We start from the raw sequence: 25,589 nt of genomic DNA on the forward strand, positions 1-25,589 counted from the left end.
CGCCCGCCCTAGAGGGCGACGACCGCGCGGGTGCGGGCGCTGCGCCTCGCCGCCTCGATGACCTCCAGGCCGTGGACGACCTCGTGCAGGTCCACCGGCAGGGGCTCCCCCTCGCCGACCGCGTCGCGCACGCCCGCGTAGAACTCCGGGTAGGCCCCGCGCGCCGACGGCACGCGGCGGGTGTCCCCGTCCACCCCGAGCACGCCCCACCGCTCCTCGGGGACCACGCCCCAGTCGGGGGCGTCGGGCCGCTCGCCCGCCGCCAGCCTGGCCTCCTGCCCGTCCATGCCGTGGCTGGTGAAGGCCCCGTGGTCGCCCAGCACCCGGAAGCGCGGTCCGCCCTGGCCGGTGAGCGCGCCCATCCACAGGTGGGAGCGCGTGCCCCGGACGTGTTCGAGCGCGAGGAACACGTCGTCGTCGGCGCCGACCCCCTCGCGGAGGGCGTCGACCTCGGCGTAGACGGAACCGACCGGGCCGAACAGGTTGACCGCCTGGTCGATGAGGTGCGGCCCCAGGTCGTAGAGCAGGCCCGCACCGGCCTCCACCCCGCCGGCCTCCCGCCAGGTCCCCTTCGGGCGGGGCCGCCAGCGCTCGAACCGCGACTCGAACCGGTGCACGCGGCCCAGGGCCCCGTCCTCGATCAGGTTCCACAGGGTGAGGAAGTCGGCGTCCCACCGGCGGTTCTGGTAGACGGTGAGCACCCGGTCGAGCTTGTCCGCCAGGTCGGTGAGCTCACGCGCCTGCCGCGCGGTGAGCGCGAAGGGCTTGTCGACCACGACGGCCATCCCGGCCTCCAGCGCCGCACGGGCGAGGGGCGCGTGGGTGTCGTTGGGCGTGGTGACGACGGCGATCTCGTACCGGTCGGCGTCGGCCCACAGGTCGGCGACGGCGGAGTAGACGGTGACCCCCGGGTACCGCGCCTGGACCGCGCTCCGGCGGCCCGGGTCGCCGGTGACGACGGCGGACAGCCGCAGCCCCGGGACCGCGTCGACGAGGGGCGCGTGGAAGACCTCCCCGCCCTTGCCGTAGCCGATGAGGGCGACGTGCAGCTCGGGCCCGTCGTGCCCTGGGGCGCCGTTCCCCGGCGTTCCCCGGTCCGGTCCATGGGGTGCGTCAGCCATGTCCCCAATCTAGGGCCTCGCCCGGCGGGAAACCGGTGTGCCCCCTCCGAACAGCATGTTTCGCCATTGTTACGAAAGGTTTTGCAAAATATGTAGACATTTGCAGAGAAGGGGGCTTGCATCTCTTCCAGGTATGCCATGGGTCACACGACCCCCCGGGGGCGGCGCCGGACCGGCGGCGCCCCCGTCAGATGACCGAGGGAGAACCACCCCCATGCCGAGACCAGACCCCAGGGTCCGCCGCCACCTGGCCGCGGCGGCCGCGGCCGGAACCGTCCTCCTCGTCGCCTCCGGGTGCGGATTCCTCAGCGGCGAGGGCGGCGGCGGGACCGTCGACACCTCCGACCTCGACTGCTCCCCCTACGAGCAGTGGGCCGACACCGGGGGCACCGTCGACGTCTACGCCTCCATCCGCGACATGGAGGGCGACCTCCTGGAGGAGTCCTGGGCCGAGTTCGCCGCCTGCACCGGGATCACCGTCCAGTACGAGGGAAGCGGGGAGTTCGAGGCCCAGCTGCCCATCCGCCTCGACGGCGGCAACGCCCCCGACCTGGCCTTCATCCCCCAGCCCGGCCTGCTCCAGCGAGCCGCCGCCGACGGCCACGCCGTCCCGGTCTCCGACGGTGTCCGCGAGAACGTCGAGGCCGGCTGGAGCGAGGACTGGCAGGGCTACGCCACCGTCGACGGCGACCTCTACGGCTCCCCCCTGGGCGCCAACATGAAGTCGATGGTCTGGTACTCGCCGACGTACTTCGCCGACAACGGCCACGAGATCCCCCAGACGTGGGACGAGATGCTCGAACTCAGCGACACCATCGCCGAGTCCGGCACCAAGCCGTGGTGCGTGGGCTTCGAGTCCGGCGACGCCACCGGCTGGCCCGGCACCGACTGGATCGAGAACGCGCTCCTGCGCACCTCGGGCACCGACGCCTACCACGAGTGGATCGCCCACGACATCCCCTTCGACGCGCCCGAGGTCGAGGAGGCCTTCGACCTGGCCGACGGGATCATCCGCAACGAGGACTACGTCAACGGCACCTTCGGCGGCGTGGACAGCATCGCCGTCACGTCCTTCCAGGAGGCCGGGCTCCCGCTGCTCGACGGCGGCTGCGCCATGTACCTGATGGGCTCGTTCTACGGCGCCCAGTTCGAGGACGACGTCGAGGTCGGCGAGGACGGCGACGTCTACGGGTTCGTCCTGCCCCCCATGGAGGCGGGCACGGAGGTGCCCATCATGGGCGGCGGCGAGTTCGTCGTGGCCTTCGACGACCGGCCCGAGGTCGTGGCCATGCACGAGTACCTGTCCTCCGGCGACTTCGCGAACAGCCGCGCCTCCCTGGGCTCGTGGGTCTCCGCCCACCAGGACCTGGACCCGGCCAACCTGGCCGACCCCACGGACCAGTTCACCGCCGAGGTCCTCAACGACCCCGACACCGTCTTCCACTTCGACGCCAGCGACGCGATGCCCTCGTCCGTCGGTACCAACGTGTTCTGGACCGGCATCATCGACTGGATCACCGGCAGCTCCACCGGAGACGTCCTGGAGACCGTCGAGTCCGCCTGGCCGTAACCCCCTCCCCCACCCCCGCACGGGGTCCGGCACGGTCCCGCCGGACCCCGTCACACCTCCTGGTACCGACAAGGGGTCTCCATGGAGTACTCGTTCCTGTCCGAGCTTCCCAAGATCGTGTGGATGCTCATCGGGATCGCCTCCTTCCTGGCCGCCATCGGGCTCCTGCTCGTCCTCGTGGACGTGCCCCGGACCCGGCGCGACCGCTGGCAGGCGTTCCTCTTCCTCGCGCCGGCGCTGGTCCTCCTCGTCGGAGGCCTGGTCTACCCGGCACTGCGCACCACCGTGCTGTCCTTCCACGACCGCTCCGGGGAGGAGTTCGTGGGCCTGGCCAACTACGTGTGGATGTTCCAGCGCCCGGAGATCCTCCTCGTCCTGCGCAACACCCTCCTGTGGGTGGTGTTCGCCCCCGTCCTGGCCACCGCCATCGGCCTGCTCTACGCGGTGCTCATCGACCGCTCCCGGTTCGAGTCGGTCGCCAAGTCCCTCGTGTTCATGCCGATGGCGATCTCGTTCGTCGGCGCGAGCATCATCTGGCGGTTCGTCTTCGCCTACCGGCCCGCCGACCAGGAGCAGTACGGCCTGTTCAACCAGATCGTCGTGTGGCTGGGCGGCGAACCGCGGCTGTGGCTGCTCGAACAGCCCCTCAACACCTTCCTGCTGATCCTGGTGCTGATCTGGGTCCAGGCCGGGTTCGCGATGGTCGTGCTGTCCGCGGCCATCAAGGCCATCCCCTCCGAGACGGTCGAGGCCGCGCGCATCGACGGCGCGGGCGCGTGGCAGCTGTTCACCCGGATCACCCTGCCCTCGGTGTGGCCGACCGTGCTGGTCGTGCTCGTCACCATCACCGTCCAGACCCTGAAGGTCTTCGACATCGTCCGCACCATGACCGGCGGCAACTACGGCACCAGCGTGATCGCGAACGAGATGTACAGCCAGGCCTTCCAACAGGGACAGACCGGCCAGGGGTCCGCGCTCGCGGTGTTCCTCTTCGTCCTGGTCGTCCCGCTGGTGGTGCTGCAGATCCGCCGCACCCGCAAGGCGAGGGAGCTCTCATGACCCCGACGAAGAACCCCCCGCGCCCGGGCGGCCCGACGGGCGCCGGAGCGGGGCGCGGCCCCCGGGGCGGTCGGGGGCCCCGGCCCTCCGGCGCCGCCGCCCGGGTGCGCCGCAGGCTCAGCGGCTCGGCCGCGGGCCTGGCCGCGCTCGTGATCGCGGTGGTGTGGACGGTGCCCACGGCGGGCCTGCTCATCTCCTCGTTCCGCCCGGCCGAGCAGATCCGCACGACCGGGTGGTGGACGTTCCTGTCCTCCCCCGACGTGACCCTGGACAACTACCGCGACGTGCTGTTCGGCTCCGCGAACGACGGACGGCTCGCCAGCCACCTGGTGAACTCGTTCGTCATCACCCTCCCCTCCACGGTGTTCGTGCTGGGCGTGGCCGCGCTCGCCGCGTACGCGCTGGCGTGGATCGACTTCCGCGGCCGGGACTGGCTCTTCCTGGGCATCTTCGCCCTCCAGATCGTCCCGTTGCAGATGTCGCTGGTGCCGATGCTGCGGTTCTTCTCGCAGGGGGTCGCGGTCGGCGGCGTCCAGGTGCTGCCCGCGTGGGAGCTGACCGGGGCGATGGCGTTCACGAACGTGTGGGTGGCGCACGCGGTCTTCGGGCTGCCGCTGGGCGTGTTCCTGCTGCACAACTTCATCTCGCAGCTGCCGAGGTCGCTGTTCGAGGCGGCCAGGGTGGACGGGGCGGGCCACGGCCGGATCTTCCTGCGGATCGTGCTCCCGCTCATCACCCCGGCCCTGGTCTCGCTGGGGATCTTCCAGTTCCTGTGGGTGTGGAACGACCTGCTGGTGGCCCTGATCTTCACCGGCGGGGACACGGCGACCGCGCCGCTGACCGTCCGGCTCGCGGAGCTGGCCGGAACGCGCGGGGAGGCCTGGCACCGGCTCACCGCGGGCGCCTTCGTGTCGATGGTCGTGCCGCTGACCGTGTTCTTCCTGCTTCAGCGCTACTTCGTGCGCGGCCTGCTCGCGGGCAGCGTCAAGGGCTGACGGGCGCCGCACCCCCGCGGGCGCCGTCCGCGGGGGCGGTGCCCGCGGGGCCGCGGCTGCCCGGGCTCCGGCCCTCAGCCGCCCCGCAGGGCGGCCCGCGCCGTCTCCAGGGTCGTCGTCCGGTAGGCGGCTCCGAACAGGCACACGTGCACGAGCAGCGGGTGCAGCTGGTGCAGGGCGACGCGGGAGCGCCACCCGTCGGCCAGGGGCGCCACCTCGTTGTAGGCGTCCCTCACCCGTTCCAGGTAGGGCAGCCCGAACAGCGCGAGCATGGCGAGGTCGGCCTCCCGGTGCCCCCCGTGGGCCGCCGGGTCGATCAGCACCGCGTCCCGGGCCCCCCACAGCACGTTGCCGCTCCACAGGTCTCCGTGGATGCGGGAGGGCGGCTCGGGGTCGCCCGCCAGGTCCGCGACCGAGTCCACGACCTTCTCCACGGTGCGGCCGTCCCCGGGGGTGAGCCCGCCCTGGTCGAGGGCCTGGCGCAGGTAGGGGCGGAGCCGCTGCTCGGCGTAGAAGCGCGGCCAGTCGTAGGAGGGGGTGTTGTCCAGGGGGAGGGGGCCCACGTAGCCCGGCCAGTCGGCCCCGAAGCGGTCGGCGCCGGTGAGGTGGGTGCCCGCGAGCCTGCGGCCCAGGCGCTCGGCCGCGCCGGCGGTGGGCTCGCACTGCTCGACCCACGGGAGGACGAGCAGGCGGTCGTCCCAGGCCATGACCTCGATGGCGGGCGAACCGAAGGCGCGCCCCAGCCAGTCGAGCCCGCACGCCTCGGCGACGAGCACACCGCTGGCCGGGGCTCCCCGCACCAGGGACTTGACGAAGAGGCGGGTGCCGTCGGTGAGCTCGGCGAAGGAGATCTCCCAGTCGTGGCTGCTGCCCGCGCGGGCGGCGCGCCCGACCTCCCTGCCGAGCAGGGTGGCCAGGCGCTCGGCCATGGTGCCGTGGACGGGGTCCCGGCGGCGGCCCTCCCGGGGCCCCTCGCCGTCGTCCCCGCCGAAGGCACACACGATCGGTTCCCCCTCCACCCGCGCTACCCCCGCAGCCGGGTGACGAGCTCGCTCGTGAGGCCCTTGGCCGCGGCCTCCACCATGTTGAGGACGGCGGTGAAACCGTCGTCGCCGCCATAGTAGGGGTCGGGCACCTCCGGGTTGGGACCGCCGCCGGGCGCAAAGGACCGGTAGAGCCGCAGCCGCGACATGTCGAAGCCGTGCTTGTCGCCGTGCTCGTCGACGAAGCGCCTGACCTCGTCGAGGTTGTCCAGGTCCATGGCCAGGACCAGGTCGCGTGTGGCCAGGTCGGACGGGTCGAACTGGCGGGCGGTGTGGTGGGTCAGGTAGCCGTGCACGCGCAGCGTGGACGCGGCGCGCGGATCCATCTCCCCGCCCACGTGCCAGTGGCCGGTGCCGGAGCTGTCGACCTCGACGAGGTCTCCCAGTCCGGCGCGTTCGAGGTCGGCGGTGAGGACCTTCTCCGCCATGGGCGACCGGCAGATGTTGCCCAGGCACACCACACTGACACGGTAGGGACCGGCGGGATCACGGGGTTCCGGCAAGCTCATGCCCCAACCGTAACGAAAAACGGGTGCCGCCACCCGCTCCCCCTCCAGCGCGTCCGCTCCGTCCCCCGGTGTCACCCCTTGGGCAGGCGCACCACGGTGACGAAGAAGTCGTCGATCTGGCGGACCACCTTGATGAACTGGTCGAAGTCCACCGGCTTGGGCACGTAGGCGTTGGCGTGCAGGCGGTAGCTCCGCAGCACGTCCTCCTCGGCCTCGGAGGTGGTGAGCACCACGACGGGGATGTGCGCGAGGTCCTCGTCGTTCTTGACCTCCTCCAGCACCTCCCGGCCGTCCTTGCGGGGCAGGTTGAGGTCGAGGAGGATCAGGTGCGGACGGGGCGCGTCGGCGAACTCCCCCTCGCGGCGGAGGAACCGGAGGGCCTCGACGCCGTCGGAGACCACGTGCAGGCGGTTGCCCAGCTTGTGTTCCTCGAACGCCTCCTTGGTCATCAGGACGTCCCCTGGATCGTCCTCGACCAGCAGCACCTCGATGGGATGCACCAACATGACCTCGCTCAAACTTCCAGACCCCTGACTCAGGGCCCCACCCCGTGGTCGGGGGGAACCGTACCGCCACCGGCGGCGGGCGGGGCGGGTCGCCCGTCCCCGGACATGTCGTCCGCGTCCGTGCTCTCCGCTCCGGTGTCGCCGTCGCCCGTGGGCTGTCGTGCGGCCGTCGGCACCGAGGCCTCGGGGGTGTCGGCCTCGGCGTCCTCGGTGCCCTCGTCTCCGATATCGACGGGAGCGCCTCCGACGGTTCCCCTCTCCGGGGCCGCCGTGTCGTCCTCGTGTTCGGAATCCGCGGGCAAGGACCAGCATATGCGGGTTCCGGTCTGCCCGGAGTCGCCTTCGCCGGAGGTTTCGGCCCCCTCAGGGGTCCCGGACCCGGTGTCGAGCCAGATCCTGCCCCCGTGGAACTCCACGATCTTCTTGCACATGGCCAGGCCGATGCCGGTGCCCGTGTACTTCTCCCTCGTATGCAACCGCTGGAAGATCACGAAGATGCGCTCGGCGTACTGCGGTTCGATCCCGATCCCGTTGTCGGCGCAGCAGAACACCCACTCGTCGCCCTGCCGCTCCACGCCGAGGTGGACCCGCGGGTCCTCGTCGCCGCGGAACTTGACCGCGTTGCCCACCAGGTTGAAGAACACCTGCGTGAGCAGGGTGCGGTCGCCCTGCACGGTCGGCATCGGATCCCAGGTGACCTCGGCGCCCACCTCCTCCAGGCGGGTGGACAGGCTGCTCAGGGCGTCGTCCAGGGCGGCGTCCAGGTTGACCGAGGCGAAGTTCCTGGTCCGCCCGACGCGGGAGAACGCCAGCAGGTCGTTGATGAGGGTCTGCATGCGCTTGGCGCCCTCGACGGCGAAGTCGATGTAGGAGTCGGCCCGTTCGTCGAGCTGCCCCTGGTAGCGGCGCTGGAGCAGCTGGCAGAAGCTCGCCACCTTGCGCAGCGGCTCCTGGAGGTCGTGGGAGGCGACGTAGGCGAACTGCTCCAGCTCCAGGTTGGAGCGGCGCAGCTCCTCGGTCTGGTGCTCCAGCAGCGTGGACTGCTCCTGGAGCTTGCGCCGCGCGGACGCCACCTCGTCCAGGTCCTGGACGATGCGCTCGCGCATGGAGTCGACGTCCCGGCCCAGCCGGACGATCTCCGGCGGCCCGTGCAGGGAGATGCGGTGGGCGTAGTAGCCCTCCGAGACCTGGCGCATGTGCCCGGCCAGTTCGTCCAGGGGACGCAGCACCCACTGCTGCAGCATCACCCACAGGAACACCGACAGGAAGACCACGACCAGCCCCACCAGCACCAGGAGGGCGACAACCTGCTGGGTGGCCAGGGTCAGCCCCTCCCGCGCCTGGTCGATCTCGCTCTGGAGCTGCTGGGTCGTGGCGTCGGCGATCCGGGACAGGTCGAGGAACAGCATGCGGCCGCGCTGGAGGTCCTCCCGGGAGATCTCCTGGCCGCTGCTCACCTGCTCCAGCGCGGGCTCGGCGAACTCGTCGGTCCACAGCCGCCCCGCGGCGAGCAGGTCCTCGACGTTGGACTCGACCTCCGGGTTCTCCTCGGCCAGCTCGGAGAGGGCCGCCTGGTTCTCCGCCAGCGTCAGCTGGGAGGCGATGTAGGGCTCCAGGAAGTCCCGGTCCTGCGTGAGGATGTAGCCGCGCAGGGCGTGGTCCTGGCTCAGGTAGGACGAGTGGGTCTGGTCGACGGAGCTGACCGCCGGGGTCAGGGAGTCCACCTGGAGGGCGAGGTTGTCGCGGGCGTTGAGGGCGGCCAGCGTGATGACGGACACGGCCACGACCAGGACGACGGCGACGACCGTCAGGAGGCTGGTGACCCGGCGGCGCAGGCTCCACGACTCGTGGGCCGGGCGCGAGCGCTCCCGGTCGGCCCCGTTGACGAACTGGCCGCCGCCGATCGAGACGCCTCCGAGCAGGCCGGGGCCGGGGTCCGTCCCCGGTCCCTCCGTCGTGTCGGTGTCCATGGCCGTTCCCTCCCGGGTCGGGCTCACTCCAACTCTCCGTGGGTGATGAGCAGCATCGCCACGTCGTCCTGGAGCGGGCCGCCGTTGCTGCGTTCCGCCTCGTCCACCAGGTGTTCCGGCAGGCGGGCCAGTGAGACGCCCTGCCCCAGGACTCCGGTGACCATCCGGCGCAGGCCCGCGACCTCCAGGCGCTCGGGCGGACCGCCGTCGTAGGCGTCCACGAGGCCGTCGGTGTAGAAGAGCACGCTCGCCCCGACGGGCAGGACGACCTCGTCCGTGGCCGTCTCCTCCACCGGGAAGACGCCCAGCGGGGGCTGCGGGGTGACCCGCGTCTCCTCGACCGCGCCGTCCTGGACGATCATGGGCGGCGGGTGTCCCAGGACGCGGAGCCTGACCCGGTCGTCGCCGGTGTCCAGGCTCGCCATGCACAGCGTCGCGTACATCTCCTCCTGGGCGCGTTCGCTGACCAGGATGGCCTCCAGGTTGGGCAGCACCCTGGCCTCGTCGACCCCGCCCATGATGAGGGCGCGCCACGCGATGCGCAGGCTGACCCCGAGGGCGGCCTCGTCGGGGCCGTGCCCGCTCACGTCGCCGATGACGACGTGGGTGGTGCCGTCCTTCTCGACCGCGTCGTAGAAGTCGCCGCCGACCAGGGCGCGCTTGCGGCCGGGCCGGTAGTAGGCGCGGTGGCTGAGCGGCGAGCGCTGGAGCAGGACCTGGGGCAGCAGGCCGCGTTCGAGGCGCATGTTCTCCCGGGCGCGGATGCGCGCCTCGCGGAGCTGCCGTGCGCCCTCGTCGGCGCGGCGGCGCTCCAGGGAGTAGCGGAGGCTGCGGCCGAGCAGGGAGCCGTCGACCTGCCCCTTGACGAGGTAGTCCTGGGCTCCGGCCGCGACCGCGGCGACGCCCTCGTGCTCGTCGTCGAGCCCGGTGAAGACCACGACGGCGGCGGCCGGCGCGCCCTCCAGGATCTCGCGGAGGAGCTCCAGGCCGTGGGCGTCGGGCAGGTTCAGGTCGAGCAGGACGCAGCCGCGGAAGCCCTCCAGGTGCTCACGCGCGTCCGCCAGGGTGGAGACCCAGGTGATGCGGGTGTTCAGGGCTGTGTCGGCGAGCAGTTCCTCGGCGAGGAAGGCGTCGCCCGCGTCGTCTTCGACAAGCAGGACGTCAAGCGATTCGACGGTGGCCTCCACCCGGTCGTTGAGGACGGCGTCGTCGCCCAGGGAGGCGCCGCCGTGGGGGGCAGCGCCGTTGGCGGGAGCGGCCTGTGCCGCCCCCTCACCGATCACCGTCCGGGGATCGTGCCCTGTTCTCCTGGTATCCACTCATCGCCTCTGGTCTGCCGGACCGCGGGTGCCTGCCCCGCACGGCGCGCCGAGGAGATCCCTCGGTGCTTCCCGGCGGTTCGGACCACACGACACACAAACGATAATCGCCCCGGCGACCTGTTGACCAGCAGGCGTAACGAGACACATCCGACGCCGACGGCCGGAACCGCCCCCGGGGCGGCCTCCCGGGGGCCTGCGTCCCGCGTGCCGGGCGCCCGGTGCGACGCCGCCCCCACAACCACGCAGAACCGGCATATGCGCATGCAAGGGCACGTGCAGGACATGACCGCGCGACGCCGGGACCCCTTGCGGCGCGGGGGTGCGGGGACGGGGACGGGGCGGGCCCGGGAGCACGGGCGACACACGGGCGGATTTTTTCACGACGACCCGTCATATCCGTCTTGACAGCCCCTCCCACCTAAATGACATGATGTCATAAAGTTTCCGACACGGAAGGCGGACAGCGCAGATGAGCGCAACGGCCGAGGCCCCCTCGACGGCCGCACCCGGCTCGCCCGAGCTGTTCTCCGAACGGCTCAAGGCCGCGACGTGGAGCGACCACCGGGCCGCCGAGGACCACGGGTTCACCCGGGCCCTCCTCGACGGCTCCCTCCCCCTGGCCGGCTACACCGAGATGGTCGCCCAGCACTACTTCGCCTACGCCGCGCTGGAGGAGGTCGGCCGGAGGCTGTCGGACGACCCCGTCGCCGGAAGGTTCCACTACCCCGAGCTCGAACGGCTCCCCGCGCTCGTCCGCGACCTGGAGCACCTGCTCGGCCCCGACTGGCGCGAGCGGATCTCGCCGGGTCCGGCCACCCGCACCTACGCGGCGCGGATCGAGCAGATGGCCGGCCACCCCGAGGGGTTCGTCGCCCACCACTACACGCGCTACATGGGCGACGTGTCCGGCGGGCAGTTCATCCGCCGCGCCGCCGCCGGGGCCTACGGCCTGTCCGACGGGGCGGGCGTCGCCTTCTACGTCTTCGACGCGCTCGGCAGCCTTCCCCGGTTCCGTGCCGGGTACCGCGAGCGCCTCGACTCCCTCGACCTGGACGAGGCGGCCGCCGCGCGCCTCGTGGCCGAGACCCGGCTCGCCTACCAGCTCAACACCGAGGTGTTCGCCGACCTGGGCCGCGTCCACGCCCCGGCCGCCTGAGGGGCCGCCCGCCGCCGGCCCCGGTCTCCCGGCCATGCCGGTCCGGCCCCCGGACGTGCCACCATAGGGGGATGCCCAAGATCACGGCGCCGACCATCGCCGCCCACCGTGCCCGCACACGGGAGCGCATCATGGAGGCCGTCGACCACCTGATCCGGAGCCAGGGGATCGACCGCGTCTCCATGACCGACGTTGCCAACTCCGCCGGCATCACGCGCACCGCCCTGTACAACTACTTCCCGGACAAGCCCGCGCTGCTCCTCGCCTTCACCGAGCAGGTCAACAGCGCGTTCGTGGAGCGGTACAGGCGCGAGCTCCCCTCGGGCGTGTCCGCCGCCCGGAGGCTGTCGGCGTTCGTCCGCCTCCAGCTGGAGGGGATCATGGCGCACCCGCACCCGCCGGCCGCCGAACTCGGCGCCAGCCTCGGCCCCGACGCCTACCAGGCGCTCGCCGACCACGTCGCCCCCATGCACCGCCTGCTGACCGAGATCCTGGAGGAGGGGACGTCCGCCGGCGAGTTCGAGCCCCTGCCCGCGGAGCCCGTCGCTCGCCTCACCCTGTCGATGGTCGGCTCCCAGCGCCTCCCGCTCGTGAGCGGCGAGATCGACCTGGACGAGACCCACGCCCTTGTCACGCGGTTCGTTCTCCGCGCCCTCGGGGTGGAGCCCGAAACCATCGACACCGTCCTCCCGAAACCCTCCCCCGGAATCACGCAGAGCGAGACCCTGTAACCACTGAGTCATAAGGGCTGGTCCGTAAGAGGACCCTGGACAGGGTGCGGTCGAAACAGACTCGCCACGGCATCTCGGCATCGGTAAGAATCGGTCACCCGCCCGCCCCTCGCGGGCGGGCGGCCCTCCGACCGAGAGCGAGGCCCCGACGTGTCACTCGTCCTGCTCGCCGTCGGCACCGTCCTGGTGTCGATCGCGCTCTTCAACAAGCTGCCCCACTACGTGCCCGGACGGCTCCCGGCCCCCGGGGCCGGCCGCGCCGCCGCCGAGGGGCCCCTGGCCACCGCACGCCGCGCGGGGACCGCTCCACGCGTCCGCCTGGAGTCGGCCCGGCTCACCGAGCAGGGCAAGGCACTGCTGGCCACGCTCGGGGGCAGCGCCCTGATCGTGGCCTTCTTCCTCACCCTGTCCGGCCTCTGAGCGCCTCCCGGGCCGCCACGGCCCGGCGGGCGATCGCGGAGCCCGTCGCCCGGCTGCCCGCCATGCGCACGAGCAGGCCCCCCGCGGCGGTGGCGGCGATGCCGCCCGTCACGGCCGCCGCCGTGGCCAGCCGCTCCCGGAAGCGGGTGTCGCGCTGGGCGGCCAGCTCCGCGATCGCCCGGTCGGTGGCGCCGAAGGCCCCGCCGCAGAGCAGGGCGTCCAGCTCCCGGGGCCTCCAGTCCGCCCGCCACGGGCTCAGCGGCGCCAGGCCGCCCGGCACCGAGGCCGTGCGCGGCTTCCAGCGGACCGGCTCGACCACGCCCCACGGTCCCCTCACCGGCGCGGCCTCCGGCACGGCCAGGGTCCGGGGCGCGGGCCCGTTGTAGCGCAGCTCCCCCGGAGCGTTGGCGATCATCTCCGCCAGGAGCTTGGCGCAGGCACGGGCGTCGCCCAGCGCCGTGTGCTGGCCGGTCGGCCAGTCTCCCCCGAGCCGGAAGGACGCCTTGGGCAGCGAGTACCGGTCGAGGTCGATCTGGGAGCGCAGCGCGCGGAGCGTGCACAGCCCGGACTGCCCCGTCGGCAGCCCCGCGGGCACCAGCTCCGAGCCGAGGAAGCGCAGCTCGAAGTCGAGGTTGTGGCTGACCACGACCGCCCCCGAGAGCAGCTCCGCCAGCCGGGGCACGACCTGGGCGATGACGGGGGCGCCGACGGTGTCCCCCTCGCCGATCCCGTGGAACTCCCGGCCGCCCACCTCCGCGCGCGGGTCCACGAGGGTGCTGAACTCCTCGACGACCTTGCCGTCGCCCCGGACCCGCACGACCGCGATCTCCACGATGCGCGCGCCCTCGCGCGGTTCGAGGCCCGTCGTCTCCATGTCGAGTACCGCGTACTCCAGGTCCGCCGCCCGCATTCCGACCCTGCGCCGGGTCAGCGCGCCCATCCGCAGCGTTCCCATCGTGTGCCCCACTCCTTCGTCGCGCCGTGCCACAGGCCGTTTCTCCTGGTGCGTACCGGCATCGACCTTACTCCCCGCGTCCGACAGCGAACCCCCAGCACGCGTCGTCCGGGCAGATCGTGTCAGGGGACACGGCCGGAGCCCGGGCCGAGCCCCTGCTCCGTGTCCCGCCGGCCGGCTCCGGGCGCCCGGGCCGCCGGGGCCCGGCCGCACCGGGGCGAGCCGGGCCCGGCCACCTGGACACACGGAAGAAAGGGGGGTTATGTAACGTTCTTACGCGTGTCCGCCCGCCGGAGGACACCCCGCGCCCACCGAACCTCACCGTCGAGGAGAGCCCGCATGCCCCAGAGCCCGCTGCCCGAGTACGTCCCCCTGGCGGAGGTCGTCCGGTCCGGTATGCGCGAGAGCGTCCACTACGGCGCGGTCGTCGGGCTGACGGCGTCCGGCGAGATCGCCTACGCCCGCGGCCCGGTGCACCAGCCCATGTTCCCGCGCTCCTCCGCCAAGCCCTTCCAGGCCCTGGCGTCGCTGCGCGCGGGCGCCCCCCTCGCCGGCCGCTCCCTCGCCATCGCGGCCGGCAGCCACGGCGGAGAGGACTTCCACGCGGACGAGGCCAGGAGCATCCTCGCGGCCGCGGGCCTCACCCCCGACGCCCTCGGCTGCCCGCCCGCGGCCCCGGGCGGCTCCGGGGCCCGCACCGCGTTCGTCCGCGCCGGGCGCGAGCCCGAGCGCCTGCTCATGAACTGCTCGGGCAAGCACGCCGCCATGCTGGCCGCGTGCGTCGCCCGCGGGTGGAGCACCGGCGACTACCTCGACCCGGACCACCCCCTCCAGGTGCTCGTCCGCGAGACCACGGAGGAGGTGTGCGGCGAGGAGGTCGCGCACACCGCCGTGGACGGCTGCGGTGCGCCCCAGCTCGCCGTGACCCTGGCCGGGCTGGCCCGCGGCCTGTGGCGGATGCGCACCGCGCCCGGGGGCAGCCGCGAGCGGGCCGTCCTGGACGCGATGAGCGCCCACCCCGAGTACGTGTCGGGCCCCGGCCGCGTGGACACCGACCTGATGACCCGGATGCCGGGCCTGGTCTCCAAGATCGGCGCCGACGGCGTCCTGGTGCTCGGCGCGGCCACGGGCGAGACCGTCGCCGTCAAGATCAGCGACGGGGACGCGGAGGAGCGGGCGCGTACCCTGGTCGCACTCGACGCCCTGCGGACCCTCGGTGTGGACGTCTCCCCCGTCCAGGACCGGCTGCGCGTGGACGTCCACGGCGGTGGCGCCCCCGTCGGCGAGGTCCGCCCACTCTGACGCCCCTCCCCGGGGAGGGACCACCGAAAGGCACAGCACCGTGCGGGACACCCTGAACGAGATAGTCGTCGTCGGCGCCGGGATGGCGGGGCTGCACGCGGCCGAGGCGCTGCGCGCACAAGGGTTCGAGGGGCGGCTGACGCTCCTCGGCGAGGAGGCGCACCGCCCCTACTCGCGCCCGCCCCTGTCCAAGGAGGTGCTGACCGGCATCGGCATGGACCCCTCCGGCGGAGGGCCCGGGTGGCTGGCGGGCCACCGCGCCCTGCGCCTGCGCGACGACGCGGCCGTCGACGCCCTCGACCTGGACCTCCGCACGGGCACCCGGGCGGTGGCCCTGGACCCCGCGGCCCGCGAGGTGACCGTCTCCGGTCCGGGCGGCGCCGCCGGGACCGTGCGCTACGACGGCCTGGTCATCGCCACGGGGGCGCGGGCCCGGCGCCCGGACACCGACCTGGCGGGGGTCCACGTGCTGCGCACGCTCGACGACGCCGAGGCGGTGCGCGCGGCGTTCGCCCCGGGGGGCCGCCTCGTGGTGGTCGGCGCGGGCTTCGTCGGCGCGGAGGTCACCGCGAGCGCCCGCGCCGCGGGCATGGACGTGACCCTGGTGGAGGCGGCGGCGACGCCGCTGACCCGCGTGGTGGACCCGCGGATCGGCCGCCTCCTGACCGAGCTGCACCGGGAGAACGGGGTCGACGTGCGCCTCGGCGCCGGCGTGGCCGGGTTCGAGGGGGACGGCCGGGTGGAGAGGGTCCGGCTGACCGACGGCAGCGCCGTGGAGGCGTCGCTGGTGGTCGCCGGGATCGGCGTGCACCTGAACACCGAGTGGCTGCGCGGGTCGGGGGTGGAGCTGCTCGCCGACGGGGCGGTCGCGTGCGACCGGTACTCGGCGACGGCGGTGCCGGACGTGTACGCGGTCGGCGACCTCGCGAACTGGCCGCACCCCCGCTACGGCGGCCGGATCCGGCTGGAGCACTGGACCAACGCGGGCGAGCAGGGTGAGGCCGCGGCCCGCAACCTGCTCGCCGGGGAGGGGCGCACGCCCTTCACCCCCGTGCCCTACTTCTGGTCGGACCAATACAAGATGAAGCTCCAGCTGCTGGGACAGGGAGCACCGGCGGATCAGGTCACCTTCGTGCACGGTTCACCGGAGGACCGAAAGTTCGTGGCCTTCCTCGGCAGGGGCGGCATGCTCACCGGCGTGCTGGGGCTGCGCTCCACGCCCCGGACGATGCGCTACCGCGGGCTGTTGGAGAAGCCGACGACGTGGGACGAGGCCCTGGCCGCGGCGGGGGTCACTCCAGCACGGTGATGGCCCGCTTGGGGCACAGCCGCTCGGCACGGCGGACGCCGTCGTGGGACCCGGCGGCGGGCTCCTCCGCCAGCAGGTACAGGAAGTCGTCGTCGCGGACCTCGAACACCTCCGGCGCCGCGCCCATGCACAGGGCGTTGCTCTCGCACTGGTCGTAGTCGACCTCGACTCGCATGCTCGTGTGCCCCTCGCGTGGTCGGTCGCAGGACCCGAGCCTAAGCCACTTCCCCCGGCCGGGGCAGGGCCTTGTCACCACAGGGACCGAGGGGATTCGCCTATTCGACCCGATTCATAACTTGATGACACAAGTCGGGCATTCGGTGAACCGTGGACACCGTCCGACTGTCCAACTGTCACGACAGCACGGGCCGTCCGGGCCGTCGTGGAGAGGGGTGGCATGCCGAGCGAACACACGGCCGACGGGGGCGCGCAGGGTCCCGGCGGAGGTTCCGGGCACGGTTCCTCCGCCGGGGCCCTGCGCGGGCCCGGGGACACGGCCGGACACGCCGGGACGGACGGCCGCCCGGGCCGGCCCGGGGACACGACCCACCCGCACCCGGCGTACCCGCCGCACCAGGCGTACGGCCCGTACCCCGCCCGTGACCGGCAGAGCTACGCGCAGCTGTACCAGCAGGACTTCTGGGGGGCCAGGACCCGGATCCCCCTGCCCGAGGCGCCCGTGTGGCTCCCCCTCGCGCTCCTCGGCGTGGGCGTGGTGGCGGCCTTCCTGGCGACGCTCGACCGCCCGGGGCTCGGCATCGTGATCACGGGGGCGGTCGCGGGCCTGACCGCCCTGACGGCGCTGATGGTGCGTCCCCCCATCCCGGACGGCGCTCCCGGCGGCGCGGACGGCCGCGACGAGGGGCCGGACGGGAACGCCTCCCGGGCGCTTCCGGAGGCGGACGCCCCCGCCGCGCGGGAGGCGGACGGGGCACGCGCTCCCGGGACCGGCGACGCGGTCCCCGGCGGGGAGGACGGGAGCCCCCGCTCCGGGGAGACGCGTCCCGACGCCTCCGGCTCCGGGGACACCGGGGGCACCGAATCCGGGCATGACGGTTCCGGGCACGCGGACACCGGGTGTGCGGGGCCGGGGTCTTCCGAAGGACCGGGCCCGGAGCACGCGCAGGAGACCGGAGACACCCCCGCGGCGGGGACGACCGGCGCCGCGGAGGAGGCCGAGGACGCACAGGAGACCGGCGTCGTGCAGGCACCGGAGGACGGCTCCGCCGTCGCGGCGGGGACGACCGGCGCAGCACAGGAGGCCGGGGACGCCCGAGAGACCGGGGACGCAGAGGCACAGGAGACCGGCGTCGCGCAGACACAGGCGGACGCGGACGCCCGGCAGGACGGGGCGGAGCAGCACACGGCCGCCGACACCGGCACCGACCCGTCCGGCCCCGGGCCCACCCGCACCGGAACGCCGGACGCCCCGGCGCCGGCCCCCGACACCGGCGCCGCCGGACCGGCGGCCCCGCCCGCCCCCGTCACCGCCCGCGGCGGGGACGCCGGCGAGCCGCGCCCCGACCGCTACGCCCACGCCTGGTCGGCGGGCTACGGCGTGATCGCCGCCGCCCTGCTCCTCACGGCGGTCCTGCGCGACGCGGGCTGGGTGCTGTTCTGGACGCTCACCTCGTCCTTCTTCTTCGCCTCGCTCGCGTTCTCCGTACGCAACCCCTCCTCGCGCGAGGGCGCGGTCGGGGTCGTCAGCGGCTCGCTCGGCCTGTTCCGCAACCTGCCCTCCACCCCCCTGTTCCTGGTGGGCCCCCTGCGCAGCGGCCGCGGACGGCGCCTGGCCGGCCCAGTCCTGCTCACCACACTCGTCACCGGCGCGCTCCTGCTCGTCTTCGGCCTGCTGTTCTCCTTCGCCGACGCGGTCTTCGCGAGCTACATCGCGCGGTTGTTCGAGGGGGCGTTCTCGGGGAGCACGTTCTTCGACGGGTTCTCCCGGCTGTTCGCGATGCTGGCGGCCGTCCTGTTCACCGGGTCCGCCGTCCTGGCCGCCAGGCGCCGCCGCGCCCCGGGGAACGCACCCGCCCGGCCCGCCGGGGCCGGGCCCGCCTCCCCCTCGCTGCCCGTCTGGGTGTGGACCATCCCGCTCGGCGCGCTGGTCGCCCTGTTCACCGCGTTCCTCGGGGTGCAGGCAGTCGCCATGTTCGGCGGCGACGACCACGTCCAGCGGGTCGCCGGGGTCACCTACGCCGAGTACGCGCGCCAGGGCTTCTTCCAGCTGGTGGTCGTCAGCCTGCTGGTGCTGTGCGTCATCGCGGTCGCCGTGTACGTCCTGCCGTCCCGGCCCGCGGCCACCCGGACACTGCGCAACGCCCTGCTCGGGCTCCTGTGCGTGCTCACCCTGGTCATCCTCGCCTCGGCGATGATGCGGCTCCAGCTCTACATCGACGCCTTCGGCCTGACGCGGCTGCGGATCAGCGCCGAGGCGTGGATCGTGTGGAGCGCCGGGGTGTTCGGACTGGTGATCGCGGCCGGGGTCCTCAACACCCTGGGCCGCCGCGCCGCCTGGCTGCCCAGGGGCACCGCGGCCCTGGCCGGCGTCGCCCTGGCGGTGTTCGCCTACGGGAACCCCGACCTGCGCATCGCGGAGAGCCACCACGACCTGGAGCTGACACAGGTCGACACGTGGTACCTGAGGGACCTGTCCGCCGACGCCCTGCCCGCCCTGGTGGAGCTGGAGGGCGGTGACCGCGCGTGCGCCCTGAGCGGGATCGCGTACCGCCTGGACGACGCGGGGGAGGAGGGCCTCGCCTCGTGGAACCTGTCGCGGCACCGGGGCCGCGCGCAGCTCGCACAGTTCGCGCAGACCGGCCCCGCCGACGGCGTCACGGCCCAGGAGGGCCCCTGCCGGGCCCTCTACTGAGCGCGGGTCCGGGGCCGGAACCCCGTCACGGGGCCCCGGGACCGGAGCCGGCCGCCCGGGGCCCCGTGACGGGCGCCCCGAGCTCCGGGCTCACTCTCCGGCGAAGCGGTCGGTCGCCTCGACGAGGCGGTCGAGGATGCCCGGCTCGCTGAAGGCGTGACCGGCGTCGTCCACGATGTGGAACTCCGCTTCGGGCCATGCCTTGTGCAGGTCGTAGGCGGTGCGCACCGGCGTGCACACGTCGTACCGGCCCTGCACGATCACGCCGGGGATGTGCCGGATCGCTTCGGCCCCGTCCACGAGCTGGTTCGGCTCCAGGAACCCCTTGTTGACGAAGTAGTGGTTCTCGATACGGGCGAACGCCAGCGCGTACTCCTCGTCCGCGTGGTGCTCCCGCAGGGACGGGTCGGGCACCAGCGTCACCGTGGACCCCTCCCACACGCTCCACGCGCGGGCCGCCTCCAGCCGGACCTCCCGGTCGGGGGAGGCCAGGCGCCGCGCGTAGGCGGCGACGAGGTCGTCGCGCTCCTCCTCCGGGATCGGCGCCAGGTAGGACTCCCACAGGTCCGGGAAGAGGTTCGAGGCGCCCTCCTGGTAGAACCAGCGCAGCTCCTCGTCCCGGAGCGTGAAGATGCCGCGGACGACGAGCTCGCTGACGCGCTCCGGGTGCTTCTGCGCGTACGCCAGTGCCAGGCAGCTCCCCCACGAGCCGCCGAAGACCTGCCAGCTCTGCGCGCCGATCATCTCGCGCAGGCGCTCCATGTCCTCCACCAGCGCCCACGTGGTGTTGGTGGACAGGTCGGTGTCCATCTGGCCGGCGTGCGGCGTGGAGCGACCGCAGTTGCGCTGGTCGAACAGCAGGATCCGGTACCGTGCCGGGTCGAACAGCCGCCGGTGGTCGGGGACGCAGCCGCCGCCGGGCCCGCCGTGCAGGAACACCACGGGCTTGCCCTCGGGGTTGCCGCACAGCTCCCAGTAGACGCGGTGTCCGTCGCCGACGTCGAGCATGCCCGAGTCGTACGGCTCGATGGGCGGGTACAGAGTGCGCAAGGCGTGAGCCCTTTCCTGTATGCGGCCTCCCGCCGGGGTCCCGGCGGGAGCTGGGGATGGTGTGCGGGGGCGCGCCGGGAGCTCCGGCCGCGCCCGCGGGCGGACCGCGGCGGAGCGCGCCGGGCCGGCCCGCCCACCGCCGTCCCGGGCCCGGCCGGTCCCGGGGCGCCGGAACGCGGTCAGAGCCGGTCGAGGAGCTGCGCCTTCTTCGCGCTGAACTCCTCGTCGGTGAGCAGCCCCTCGGAGTGGAGGCGCCCGAGTTCGCGGATCGTGGCGAAGACCGCCTCGCCTCCGCCGTCGTCGGCCTGGGGGCCGGCGCCGGCGCCCAGGGCCGCGGGACCCTCCCCCGGTACGTCCGCGGCCCGGATGTGGGCGTTGAGGGTGGCCGCCATCAGCAGCGTCTCCTCACTGCCCTTCGTCCCGTGCGAGGCCAGGGTGAAGAAGTCGTTCGCGAGCTCGGTCGCCCCCGGGAGGGTGACGCCGCGCAGCACGATCCGCAGGTGGCCCTCGGTGACGTCCACGGGGGGCCGCCACTCCGCCTCCAGGACCTCGGACAGCCGGTAGTCGCGGGCCTTCTCCTTCTCCTTGGCCGTGCTGGCCAGCCAGCCGTCCCACTGCAGGCGCACCCGGGCGCCGTCGAAGGACGCCGAGCCCTCCGCGGTGCGGACCTGGAGAGGGGGCTTGCCGACCAGTCCCAGGGCGACCTGCCGGGGGTCGAGCTCCCCGGCGAGGGTCTCCCCGGCGTAGCGGGCCGAGGAGGCGATCTGCTCGGAGAGGTACTCCGCGACGAGCTCCGTGTCGTGGGGGCCGGTGAGCAGCAGCGGGGTGGAGGAGTCCCGGCCGGGGAACCCCAGGGCCGCGTACGGGTCGGCGCCGTCCGCGAGCCCGAGGCGCAGGCGCCACCCGTGCTTGCGGTCGCCCCGGTCGAAATCCACCTCGCGGACGGCCGCCAACGGCACCGTGCAGCTTCCCAGGGACTTGAGCAGCGTGGGGACCTTGCGGCCGGACTCGAAACGGATGCGGACCGTCTCGTCGTCGATCCGCCAGGTTCCGTGGTGTCCGCGCAGTTCCTCCATGTCCACACATCCTAGAGCCAGCCGGGGCGCCCCCAGGGGAGGCGTCGGGGGCGCGCATCCCGGGTAGGACCAGCGGGGCACACCCGTTCCACCGCCCTCTCCGGGCGGAGTCCGCGGACAGTGCGGTCGGCGCCCTGTCCCTGAACCGGAGGTCGCCAGACATGTCGAGAGAGATGGCCGCCGAGGGCGCCGCGGAGTTCCGTGCCGCACGGGACCTGCTCCTGGCGCACCGCACGGACCAGGAGGCCGCCCACCGCGAGTTCACCTGGCCGAGACCGGACGTGTTCAACTGGGCGCTGGACTACTTCGACGAGGTCGCCGAGCGGCGCCCGGACCGGACCGCCCTGTGGATCGTGGAGGACGACGGCAGCGAGGCCAGGTACACCTACCGCCACCTGTCGGAGCGCTCGAACCAGGTGGCGAACTGGCTGCTCGGCCAGGGCGTCCGCGCCGGCGACCGGATCATGGTGATGCTCGGCAACCAGGTGGAGCTGTGGGAGACCACCCTGGCGGCGGTCAAGCTCGGGGCGGTCGTCACGCCGACGGCCACCGCCCTGTCCGAGGGCGACCTGGTGGACAGGCTGGAGCGGGGAGAGATCGCGCACGTGGTCTGCTCGGTCGCCGAGACCGATAAGTTCGCGCAGCTCAGAGGCCACTGGACGCGGATCTGCGTGGGGTACATGGACGGGTGGCTGAGCTACGCCGACTCCGAGCACGCCGCCCTGGAGTTCCACCCCCCTCACCACGCCGGCCCGGACGACCCGCTCCTGCTGTACTTCACGTCCGGGACGACGTCGCGGCCCAAGCTGGTCACCCACACGCAGCGGTCCTATCCCGTGGGCCACCTGTCCACCATGTACTGGCTGGGCGTCCGCCCCGGCGACATCCACCTCAACGTGTCCTCCCCCGGGTGGGGCAAGCACGCCTACAGCAGCGTGTTCGGGCCGTGGAACGCCGAGGCGACGGTCCTGGTCGTCAACCAGGAGCGGTTCGACCCCGGACGGCTGCTCGACGAGGTGGTGCGCTGCGGCGTGGACACCCTGTGCGCACCGCCCACCGTGTGGCGGATGCTCGTCCAGGCCGACCCGGCCGGGTGGAAGGTGGGGCTGCGCGAGGCGCTGTCCGCCGGCGAGCCGCTCAACCCCGAGGTGGTCGACCGGGTGCGGGAGGCGTGGGGGCTGACCGTCCGCGACGGGTTCGGCCAGACCGAGACGACGCTGGTCATCGGCAACGGGCCTGGCCAGGAGGTCCTCCCCGGGTCGATGGGGCGGCCCATGCCCGGCTACGACATCGTGCTGGCCGACCCGGTCACCGACGAGCCGTCCGACACCGGGCAGATCTGCGTGGACATGACCCGGAGTCCCGTCGGGGTCATGAAGGGGTACGACGACGACCCGGCCCTCACCCGGGAACTGACCCGTCGGGGGCGCTATCGCACCGGTGACATCGCGAGCCGGGATTCGACCGGGCACATTACCTATATCGGTCGGATCGACGATGTTTTCAAGGCCTCGGATTACCGCATCTCACCCTTTGAACTCGAAAGCGTCCTGCTCGAGCACGAATACGTGGCCGAGGCCGCGGTGGTGCCCTCGCCGGATCCGCTGCGCCTGTCGGTCGCCAAGGCGTACGTGACCCCGACCGAGGGGGCGCCGCCCGACGCGGCCACGGCGCGGGCCATCCTGCTCCACGCCCGCACGCGGCTGTCGCCGTACAAGAGGGTCCGCCGCCTGGAGTTCGCCGACCTGCCCAAGACCGTGTCCGGTAAGATCCGCCGCGTGCAGCTGCGCGCGGCGGAGTCCGAACGCGGCGCGGTCGTCGACGGCACCCGCAATCCGCACGAGTTCTGGGAGGAGGACCTCCCGGGCCTGAAGGACTGAGCCCCCGGGCCCGGACGGCGGTTCCGTCCGCCATTGCCGCGGATTTCCACGGGAATGGCGTCCCACATCGCGAGACACCCGATTTCCCCCCTCGGCGGGTGTGGCGTTTCCCATCCCGTGACCGGCGCCGGTGTTCCGGATCGACGCCTCCCCGCACGCACGGCCGCGCTAGTGTTTTCGTGGCGACAGCGTGACAGCAGTGCGATACATGGACAGACGGGACCAAGGGGAACTACACGATGCCGAGCACCAACGACACACGGGTGGCGAGTTACAAGCCGCTCATCGCCCCCCGGGACCTGCTCGCAGAACTCCCGCTGGGCCCGGACCGCAGCGCCCTGGTGGAGGAGTCCCGCGCCGAGGTCAAGCGCGTCCTGGACGGTGAGGACGACCGGCTCCTGGTCGTCGTCGGCCCCTGCTCGGTGCACGACCCCGAGTCCGCCCTGGACTACGCCCGCCGGCTGGCCGAGCTGGTGCCCTCCCTGCGCGACGACCTGTGCGTGGTGATGCGCGTGTACTTCGAGAAGCCGCGCACCACCGTCGGCTGGAAGGGCCTCATCAACGACCCGCACCTGGACGACACCTACGACGTCCACCACGGCCTGCGCACCGCCCGCAAGCTCCTCCTCGACATCAACTCCCTCGGCCTGCCCGCCGGGACCGAGTTCCTCGACCCCATCACCCCGCAGTACATCGCCGACGTCGTCTCCTGGGGGGCCATCGGCGCCCGCACCACGGAGAGCCAGGTGCACCGCCAGCTCAGCAGCGGCCTGAGCACCCCCGTGGGCTTCAAGAACGGCACGGACGGCGACGTGCAGGTCGCGGTGGACGCGGTCGGCGCGGCCTCCGCCTCGCACACCTTCTTCGGCGTCGACCCGGCCGGGGCCGGGTCGGTCGTCGTCACGGAGGGGAACCCGGACTGCCACGTGATCCTGCGCGGCGGCCGCAGCGGCCCCAACTTCGACACGGAGCCGGTCGGGGCCGCCCTCGACGTCATCGAGAACGCGGGCCTGCCCCGGCGCCTCATGATCGACGCCAGCCACGCCAACAGCGGCAAGGACCACAAGCGCCAGCCGGGCGTGGCCTCCGCGATCGCGGCCCAGGTCGCCGCGGGCCAGAAGGGCGTCATCGGCGTCATGCTGGAGAGCTTCATCGTCGAGGGCGCCCAGAAGCTCGGCGACCCCGCCGACCTCACCTACGGCCAGTCGATCACCGACAAGTGCATGGGGTGGGAGACCACCGGCGAGGTGCTGAACCAGCTCGCCGAGGCCGTGCGCAAGCGCCGCGAGAACGCCGCCTGACGCACCCGGGGCGCCCGTCCGGGGCGGACGGGCCCGGCGGACGCCGTCCGCGGACGCGGCCGGTTCCGCGACGGCGGCCGGTTCCACGGTCGGAACCGGCCGCCGGTCCGGGGCTGACCTCCGGCGCGCGCCCCGCCCCTCTGCTCCGCATGGCGCCCGGGGGCCGCCGACCGGTCCTCAGGAGGCCCTGATGTCCTTCACGACCCGGCCGCCCTGCACCACCATCACCACGCGCCCCGGGTCCCCGAGCAGGGCGACGTCGGCCAGCGGGTCGCCGTCGCACACGACCAGGTCGGCGAGCTTGCCCGCCTCCACGGTCCCCACCCGGTCCGCCGTACCGAGCAGTTCGGCGGCGTTGCGGGTGCCCGCCACGATCGCGTCCATGGGGCTCATCCCGACCGACACCAGGTGGCGCAGCTCGTTCAGGTTGCGCCCGTGCTCGGAGATGCCCGCGTCCGTGCCCATGACGACCCTCACGCCCCGCCGCACGGCCTCGGCGATCCGCTCGAAGGTGCGCTCGGCGAGGGCGCGCTTGGTCTCCACCGCCTTCCTCGTCATCAGGTGGACGCGGTCCTCGAAGTCGAAGGTGGCCAGCGTCGGGACCAGGAAGGTCCCCCGCTCCAGCATCAGGTCGATGCCCTCGTCGTCCACCAGGTAGCCGTGCTCGATGCTGGCCGCCCCGCCCAGGACCGCGTTGCGGATGCCCGCGGCGCCCTGCGCGTGGGCGGCGACCGGCCGACCGCCGTGGCGGGAGGCCTCCTCCACGATGACCGCGATCTCCTCCGTCGTCAGCCCCTCGTCGTCGGGGGTGTCCGACGGGCTCGACACCCCGCCCGTGGCGCACACCTTGATGACGTCCGCGCCGTCGCGCATGAGGCGCCGCGCGGCCACCCGCGCCTCCTGGGGGGAGTCGACGATCTCGGTCACCGACAGCCCGTGCGCGTGGGGGTCGTGGCCCGAGGGGAGCGTGAAGTCGGCGTGGCCGCCCGTGTGGCTCATCAGCCGCAGCGCCACACGCATGCGCGGGCCGGGCACGAGCCCGCTCTCCTGCGCGGTGCGGAACCCGGCGTCGGCCCCGCCCAGGTCGCGCACGCCGGTCACGCCCGCCGCCAGGGTGACCCGCATGCGCTCGGCGGTCTCCAGCGCGTGCAGGCTCAGCGGGATGTCGGCGTGGTTGACCGCCAGCGCCCGGCCGTCGGCCACGCCGAGGTGCACATGGGTGTCGATGAACCCGGGCAGGACGGTGCGCCCGCCCAGGGACACGGTCTCCGTCGCCCCGTCGGCCTCCGGGGCCCCGGCCGCGGGGCCGGCGTAGGCGACCGTGCCGTCCTCGACCAGCACGGCGGAGTCGGCGACCGGGCCGGCCCCGGTCCCGTCGATCAGGGTCAGGTCTCGGTACAGGGTCCTGGTGCCGGTCATGACGACTCCTCACGTCGGTGCTG

22 protein-coding genes are annotated in these 25,589 nt (G+C 73.3%); 11 read left to right on the forward strand and 11 right to left on the reverse strand.

Annotated elements, in window-relative coordinates; all coding sequences use genetic code 11:
• Positions 1-8: 8 nt before the first annotated feature.
• Positions 9-1,121: a Gfo/Idh/MocA family oxidoreductase gene (locus tag OUQ99_RS24960; RefSeq protein WP_267946222.1), complete on the reverse strand. Its 1,113-nt coding sequence runs from the start codon at positions 1,119-1,121 to the stop codon at positions 9-11.
• 214 nt (positions 1,122-1,335) lie between these two features.
• On the opposite strand from OUQ99_RS24960, the gene OUQ99_RS24965 reads away from it, so the two are divergent.
• From OUQ99_RS24965 to OUQ99_RS24975, 3 genes are all read left to right on the forward strand, one after another.
• Positions 1,336-2,691, forward strand: a complete 1,356-nt coding sequence (locus OUQ99_RS24965; protein WP_267946223.1) for an ABC transporter substrate-binding protein — start codon at positions 1,336-1,338, stop codon at positions 2,689-2,691.
• An 81-nt stretch (positions 2,692-2,772) separates the two neighbouring features.
• Positions 2,773-3,750, forward strand: coding sequence for a carbohydrate ABC transporter permease (locus OUQ99_RS24970; protein WP_267946224.1), 978 nt, complete (start codon positions 2,773-2,775; stop codon positions 3,748-3,750).
• Positions 3,747-4,745 carry a carbohydrate ABC transporter permease gene (locus tag OUQ99_RS24975; RefSeq protein ID WP_267946225.1) on the forward strand — a complete coding sequence of 333 codons (999 nt, stop codon included), beginning with the start codon at positions 3,747-3,749 and terminating at the stop codon, positions 4,743-4,745. Before OUQ99_RS24970 ends, OUQ99_RS24975 begins: the two co-directional genes overlap by 4 nt.
• Positions 4,746-4,819: 74 nt before the next feature.
• Here the strand turns inward: OUQ99_RS24975 and OUQ99_RS24980 are convergent, their stop codons facing one another.
• The 5 genes from OUQ99_RS24980 to OUQ99_RS25000 all read right to left on the reverse strand — a co-directional run bounded on the left by OUQ99_RS24980 (position 4,820) and on the right by OUQ99_RS25000 (position 10,056).
• Positions 4,820-5,764, reverse strand: a complete 945-nt coding sequence (locus OUQ99_RS24980; protein ID WP_267946226.1) for a fructosamine kinase family protein — start codon at positions 5,762-5,764, stop codon at positions 4,820-4,822.
• Between the two features lie 5 nt (positions 5,765-5,769).
• Positions 5,770-6,297 carry a low molecular weight protein-tyrosine-phosphatase gene (locus OUQ99_RS24985; protein ID WP_267946227.1) on the reverse strand — a complete coding sequence of 176 codons (528 nt, stop codon included), beginning with the start codon at positions 6,295-6,297 and terminating at the stop codon, positions 5,770-5,772.
• Between the two features lie 71 nt (positions 6,298-6,368).
• Complete coding sequence (locus OUQ99_RS24990) at positions 6,369-6,803, reverse strand: response regulator (protein ID WP_267946228.1); 435 nt, start codon at positions 6,801-6,803, stop codon at positions 6,369-6,371.
• Between the two features lie 29 nt (positions 6,804-6,832).
• Positions 6,833-8,773 (reverse strand): ATP-binding protein, encoded by a 1,941-nt coding sequence (locus tag OUQ99_RS24995; RefSeq protein WP_267946229.1) that lies wholly within the window; start codon positions 8,771-8,773, stop codon positions 6,833-6,835.
• Between the two features lie 23 nt (positions 8,774-8,796).
• Positions 8,797-10,056 carry a PP2C family protein-serine/threonine phosphatase gene (locus OUQ99_RS25000; RefSeq protein WP_267946230.1) on the reverse strand — a complete coding sequence of 420 codons (1,260 nt, stop codon included), beginning with the start codon at positions 10,054-10,056 and terminating at the stop codon, positions 8,797-8,799.
• Between the two features lie 508 nt (positions 10,057-10,564).
• On the opposite strand from OUQ99_RS25000, the gene OUQ99_RS25005 reads away from it, so the two are divergent.
• The 3 genes from OUQ99_RS25005 (at position 10,565) to OUQ99_RS25015 (ending at position 12,402) form a co-directional block, all read left to right on the forward strand.
• Positions 10,565-11,251: a heme oxygenase (biliverdin-producing) gene (locus tag OUQ99_RS25005; RefSeq protein ID WP_267946231.1), complete on the forward strand. Its 687-nt coding sequence runs from the start codon at positions 10,565-10,567 to the stop codon at positions 11,249-11,251.
• A 71-nt stretch (positions 11,252-11,322) separates the two neighbouring features.
• A complete protein-coding gene (locus OUQ99_RS25010) occupies positions 11,323-11,982 on the forward strand; it encodes a TetR/AcrR family transcriptional regulator (RefSeq protein ID WP_267946232.1) in 660 nt (219 codons plus the stop codon).
• Positions 11,983-12,132: 150 nt separating this feature from the next.
• Positions 12,133-12,402 carry a hypothetical protein gene (locus tag OUQ99_RS25015; RefSeq protein WP_267946233.1) on the forward strand — a complete coding sequence of 90 codons (270 nt, stop codon included), beginning with the start codon at positions 12,133-12,135 and terminating at the stop codon, positions 12,400-12,402.
• On the opposite strand, the gene OUQ99_RS25020 is transcribed toward OUQ99_RS25015, so the two are convergent.
• On the reverse strand, positions 12,383-13,357 hold the full coding sequence (locus OUQ99_RS25020; RefSeq protein ID WP_267946234.1) for a 3'-5' exonuclease: 975 nt from the start codon (positions 13,355-13,357) through the stop codon (positions 12,383-12,385). The genes OUQ99_RS25015 and OUQ99_RS25020 overlap by 20 nt on opposite strands.
• A gap of 339 nt (positions 13,358-13,696) precedes the next feature.
• On the opposite strand from OUQ99_RS25020, the gene OUQ99_RS25025 reads away from it, so the two are divergent.
• Both OUQ99_RS25025 and OUQ99_RS25030 read left to right on the forward strand, forming a co-directional pair.
• Complete coding sequence (locus OUQ99_RS25025; protein WP_267946235.1) at positions 13,697-14,659, forward strand: asparaginase; 963 nt, start codon at positions 13,697-13,699, stop codon at positions 14,657-14,659.
• Positions 14,660-14,699: 40 nt separating this feature from the next.
• Entirely contained in the window at positions 14,700-15,968 is a 1,269-nt protein-coding gene (locus OUQ99_RS25030) for an NAD(P)/FAD-dependent oxidoreductase (protein WP_267946236.1), read from the forward strand.
• Here OUQ99_RS25030 and OUQ99_RS25035 read toward each other — a convergent pair.
• Entirely contained in the window at positions 15,952-16,143 is a 192-nt protein-coding gene (locus OUQ99_RS25035) for a ferredoxin (protein WP_267946237.1), read from the reverse strand. The genes OUQ99_RS25030 and OUQ99_RS25035 overlap by 17 nt on opposite strands.
• A 222-nt stretch (positions 16,144-16,365) precedes the next feature.
• On the opposite strand from OUQ99_RS25035, the gene OUQ99_RS25040 reads away from it, so the two are divergent.
• Positions 16,366-18,840 (forward strand): DUF4153 domain-containing protein, encoded by a 2,475-nt coding sequence (locus OUQ99_RS25040; RefSeq protein WP_267946238.1) that lies wholly within the window; start codon positions 16,366-16,368, stop codon positions 18,838-18,840.
• Positions 18,841-18,930: 90 nt separating this feature from the next.
• Here the strand turns inward: OUQ99_RS25040 and pip are convergent, their stop codons facing one another.
• Together pip and OUQ99_RS25050 are read right to left on the reverse strand one after the other, a co-directional pair.
• Entirely contained in the window at positions 18,931-19,890 is a 960-nt protein-coding gene (gene pip, locus OUQ99_RS25045) for a prolyl aminopeptidase (protein ID WP_267946239.1), read from the reverse strand.
• Positions 19,891-20,069: 179 nt separating this feature from the next.
• The gene (locus OUQ99_RS25050) at positions 20,070-20,966 is read right to left on the reverse strand and encodes a DUF4429 domain-containing protein (protein ID WP_267946240.1); all 897 of its coding nucleotides are present in this window, start codon (positions 20,964-20,966) and stop codon (positions 20,070-20,072) included.
• A gap of 161 nt (positions 20,967-21,127) precedes the next feature.
• Between OUQ99_RS25050 and OUQ99_RS25055 the strand changes: the two genes are divergently transcribed.
• Together OUQ99_RS25055 and OUQ99_RS25060 are read left to right on the forward strand one after the other, a co-directional pair.
• The gene (locus tag OUQ99_RS25055) at positions 21,128-22,846 is read left to right on the forward strand and encodes an AMP-binding protein (RefSeq protein ID WP_267946241.1); all 1,719 of its coding nucleotides are present in this window, start codon (positions 21,128-21,130) and stop codon (positions 22,844-22,846) included.
• A 239-nt stretch (positions 22,847-23,085) separates the two neighbouring features.
• Positions 23,086-24,147 (forward strand): 3-deoxy-7-phosphoheptulonate synthase, encoded by a 1,062-nt coding sequence (locus tag OUQ99_RS25060; RefSeq protein ID WP_267946242.1) that lies wholly within the window; start codon positions 23,086-23,088, stop codon positions 24,145-24,147.
• Between the two features lie 177 nt (positions 24,148-24,324).
• On the opposite strand, the gene OUQ99_RS25065 is transcribed toward OUQ99_RS25060, so the two are convergent.
• Positions 24,325-25,566, reverse strand: coding sequence for a metal-dependent hydrolase family protein (locus tag OUQ99_RS25065; protein ID WP_267946243.1), 1,242 nt, complete (start codon positions 25,564-25,566; stop codon positions 24,325-24,327).
• Positions 25,567-25,589: the final 23 nt, after the last annotated feature.

The sequence above is a fragment of the Streptomonospora nanhaiensis genome (assembly GCF_026642255.1).
GTDB lineage: Bacteria > Actinomycetota > Actinomycetes > Streptosporangiales > Streptosporangiaceae > Nocardiopsis > Nocardiopsis tropica.

Coding starts and splice junctions, on each gene's coding strand:
- OUQ99_RS25005 (WP_267946231.1), top strand. CDS start 10,565: ATGAGCGCAACGGCCGAGGCCCCCTCGACGGCCGCACCCGGCTCGCCC.
- OUQ99_RS24990 (WP_267946228.1), bottom strand. CDS start 6,803: ATGTTGGTGCATCCCATCGAGGTGCTGCTGGTCGAGGACGATCCAGGG.
- OUQ99_RS24995 (WP_267946229.1), bottom strand. CDS start 8,773: ATGGACACCGACACGACGGAGGGACCGGGGACGGACCCCGGCCCCGGC.
- OUQ99_RS24970 (WP_267946224.1), top strand. CDS start 2,773: ATGGAGTACTCGTTCCTGTCCGAGCTTCCCAAGATCGTGTGGATGCTC.
- OUQ99_RS25055 (WP_267946241.1), top strand. CDS start 21,128: ATGTCGAGAGAGATGGCCGCCGAGGGCGCCGCGGAGTTCCGTGCCGCA.
- OUQ99_RS25050 (WP_267946240.1), bottom strand. CDS start 20,966: ATGGAGGAACTGCGCGGACACCACGGAACCTGGCGGATCGACGACGAG.
- OUQ99_RS24985 (WP_267946227.1), bottom strand. CDS start 6,297: ATGAGCTTGCCGGAACCCCGTGATCCCGCCGGTCCCTACCGTGTCAGT.
- OUQ99_RS24960 (WP_267946222.1), bottom strand. CDS start 1,121: ATGGCTGACGCACCCCATGGACCGGACCGGGGAACGCCGGGGAACGGC.
- OUQ99_RS24975 (WP_267946225.1), top strand. CDS start 3,747: ATGACCCCGACGAAGAACCCCCCGCGCCCGGGCGGCCCGACGGGCGCC.
- OUQ99_RS25010 (WP_267946232.1), top strand. CDS start 11,323: ATGCCCAAGATCACGGCGCCGACCATCGCCGCCCACCGTGCCCGCACA.
- OUQ99_RS25035 (WP_267946237.1), bottom strand. CDS start 16,143: ATGCGAGTCGAGGTCGACTACGACCAGTGCGAGAGCAACGCCCTGTGC.
- OUQ99_RS25060 (WP_267946242.1), top strand. CDS start 23,086: ATGCCGAGCACCAACGACACACGGGTGGCGAGTTACAAGCCGCTCATC.
- OUQ99_RS25025 (WP_267946235.1), top strand. CDS start 13,697: ATGCCCCAGAGCCCGCTGCCCGAGTACGTCCCCCTGGCGGAGGTCGTC.
- OUQ99_RS24965 (WP_267946223.1), top strand. CDS start 1,336: ATGCCGAGACCAGACCCCAGGGTCCGCCGCCACCTGGCCGCGGCGGCC.
- OUQ99_RS25065 (WP_267946243.1), bottom strand. CDS start 25,566: ATGACCGGCACCAGGACCCTGTACCGAGACCTGACCCTGATCGACGGG.
- OUQ99_RS25040 (WP_267946238.1), top strand. CDS start 16,366: ATGCCGAGCGAACACACGGCCGACGGGGGCGCGCAGGGTCCCGGCGGA.
- OUQ99_RS25020 (WP_267946234.1), bottom strand. CDS start 13,357: ATGGGAACGCTGCGGATGGGCGCGCTGACCCGGCGCAGGGTCGGAATG.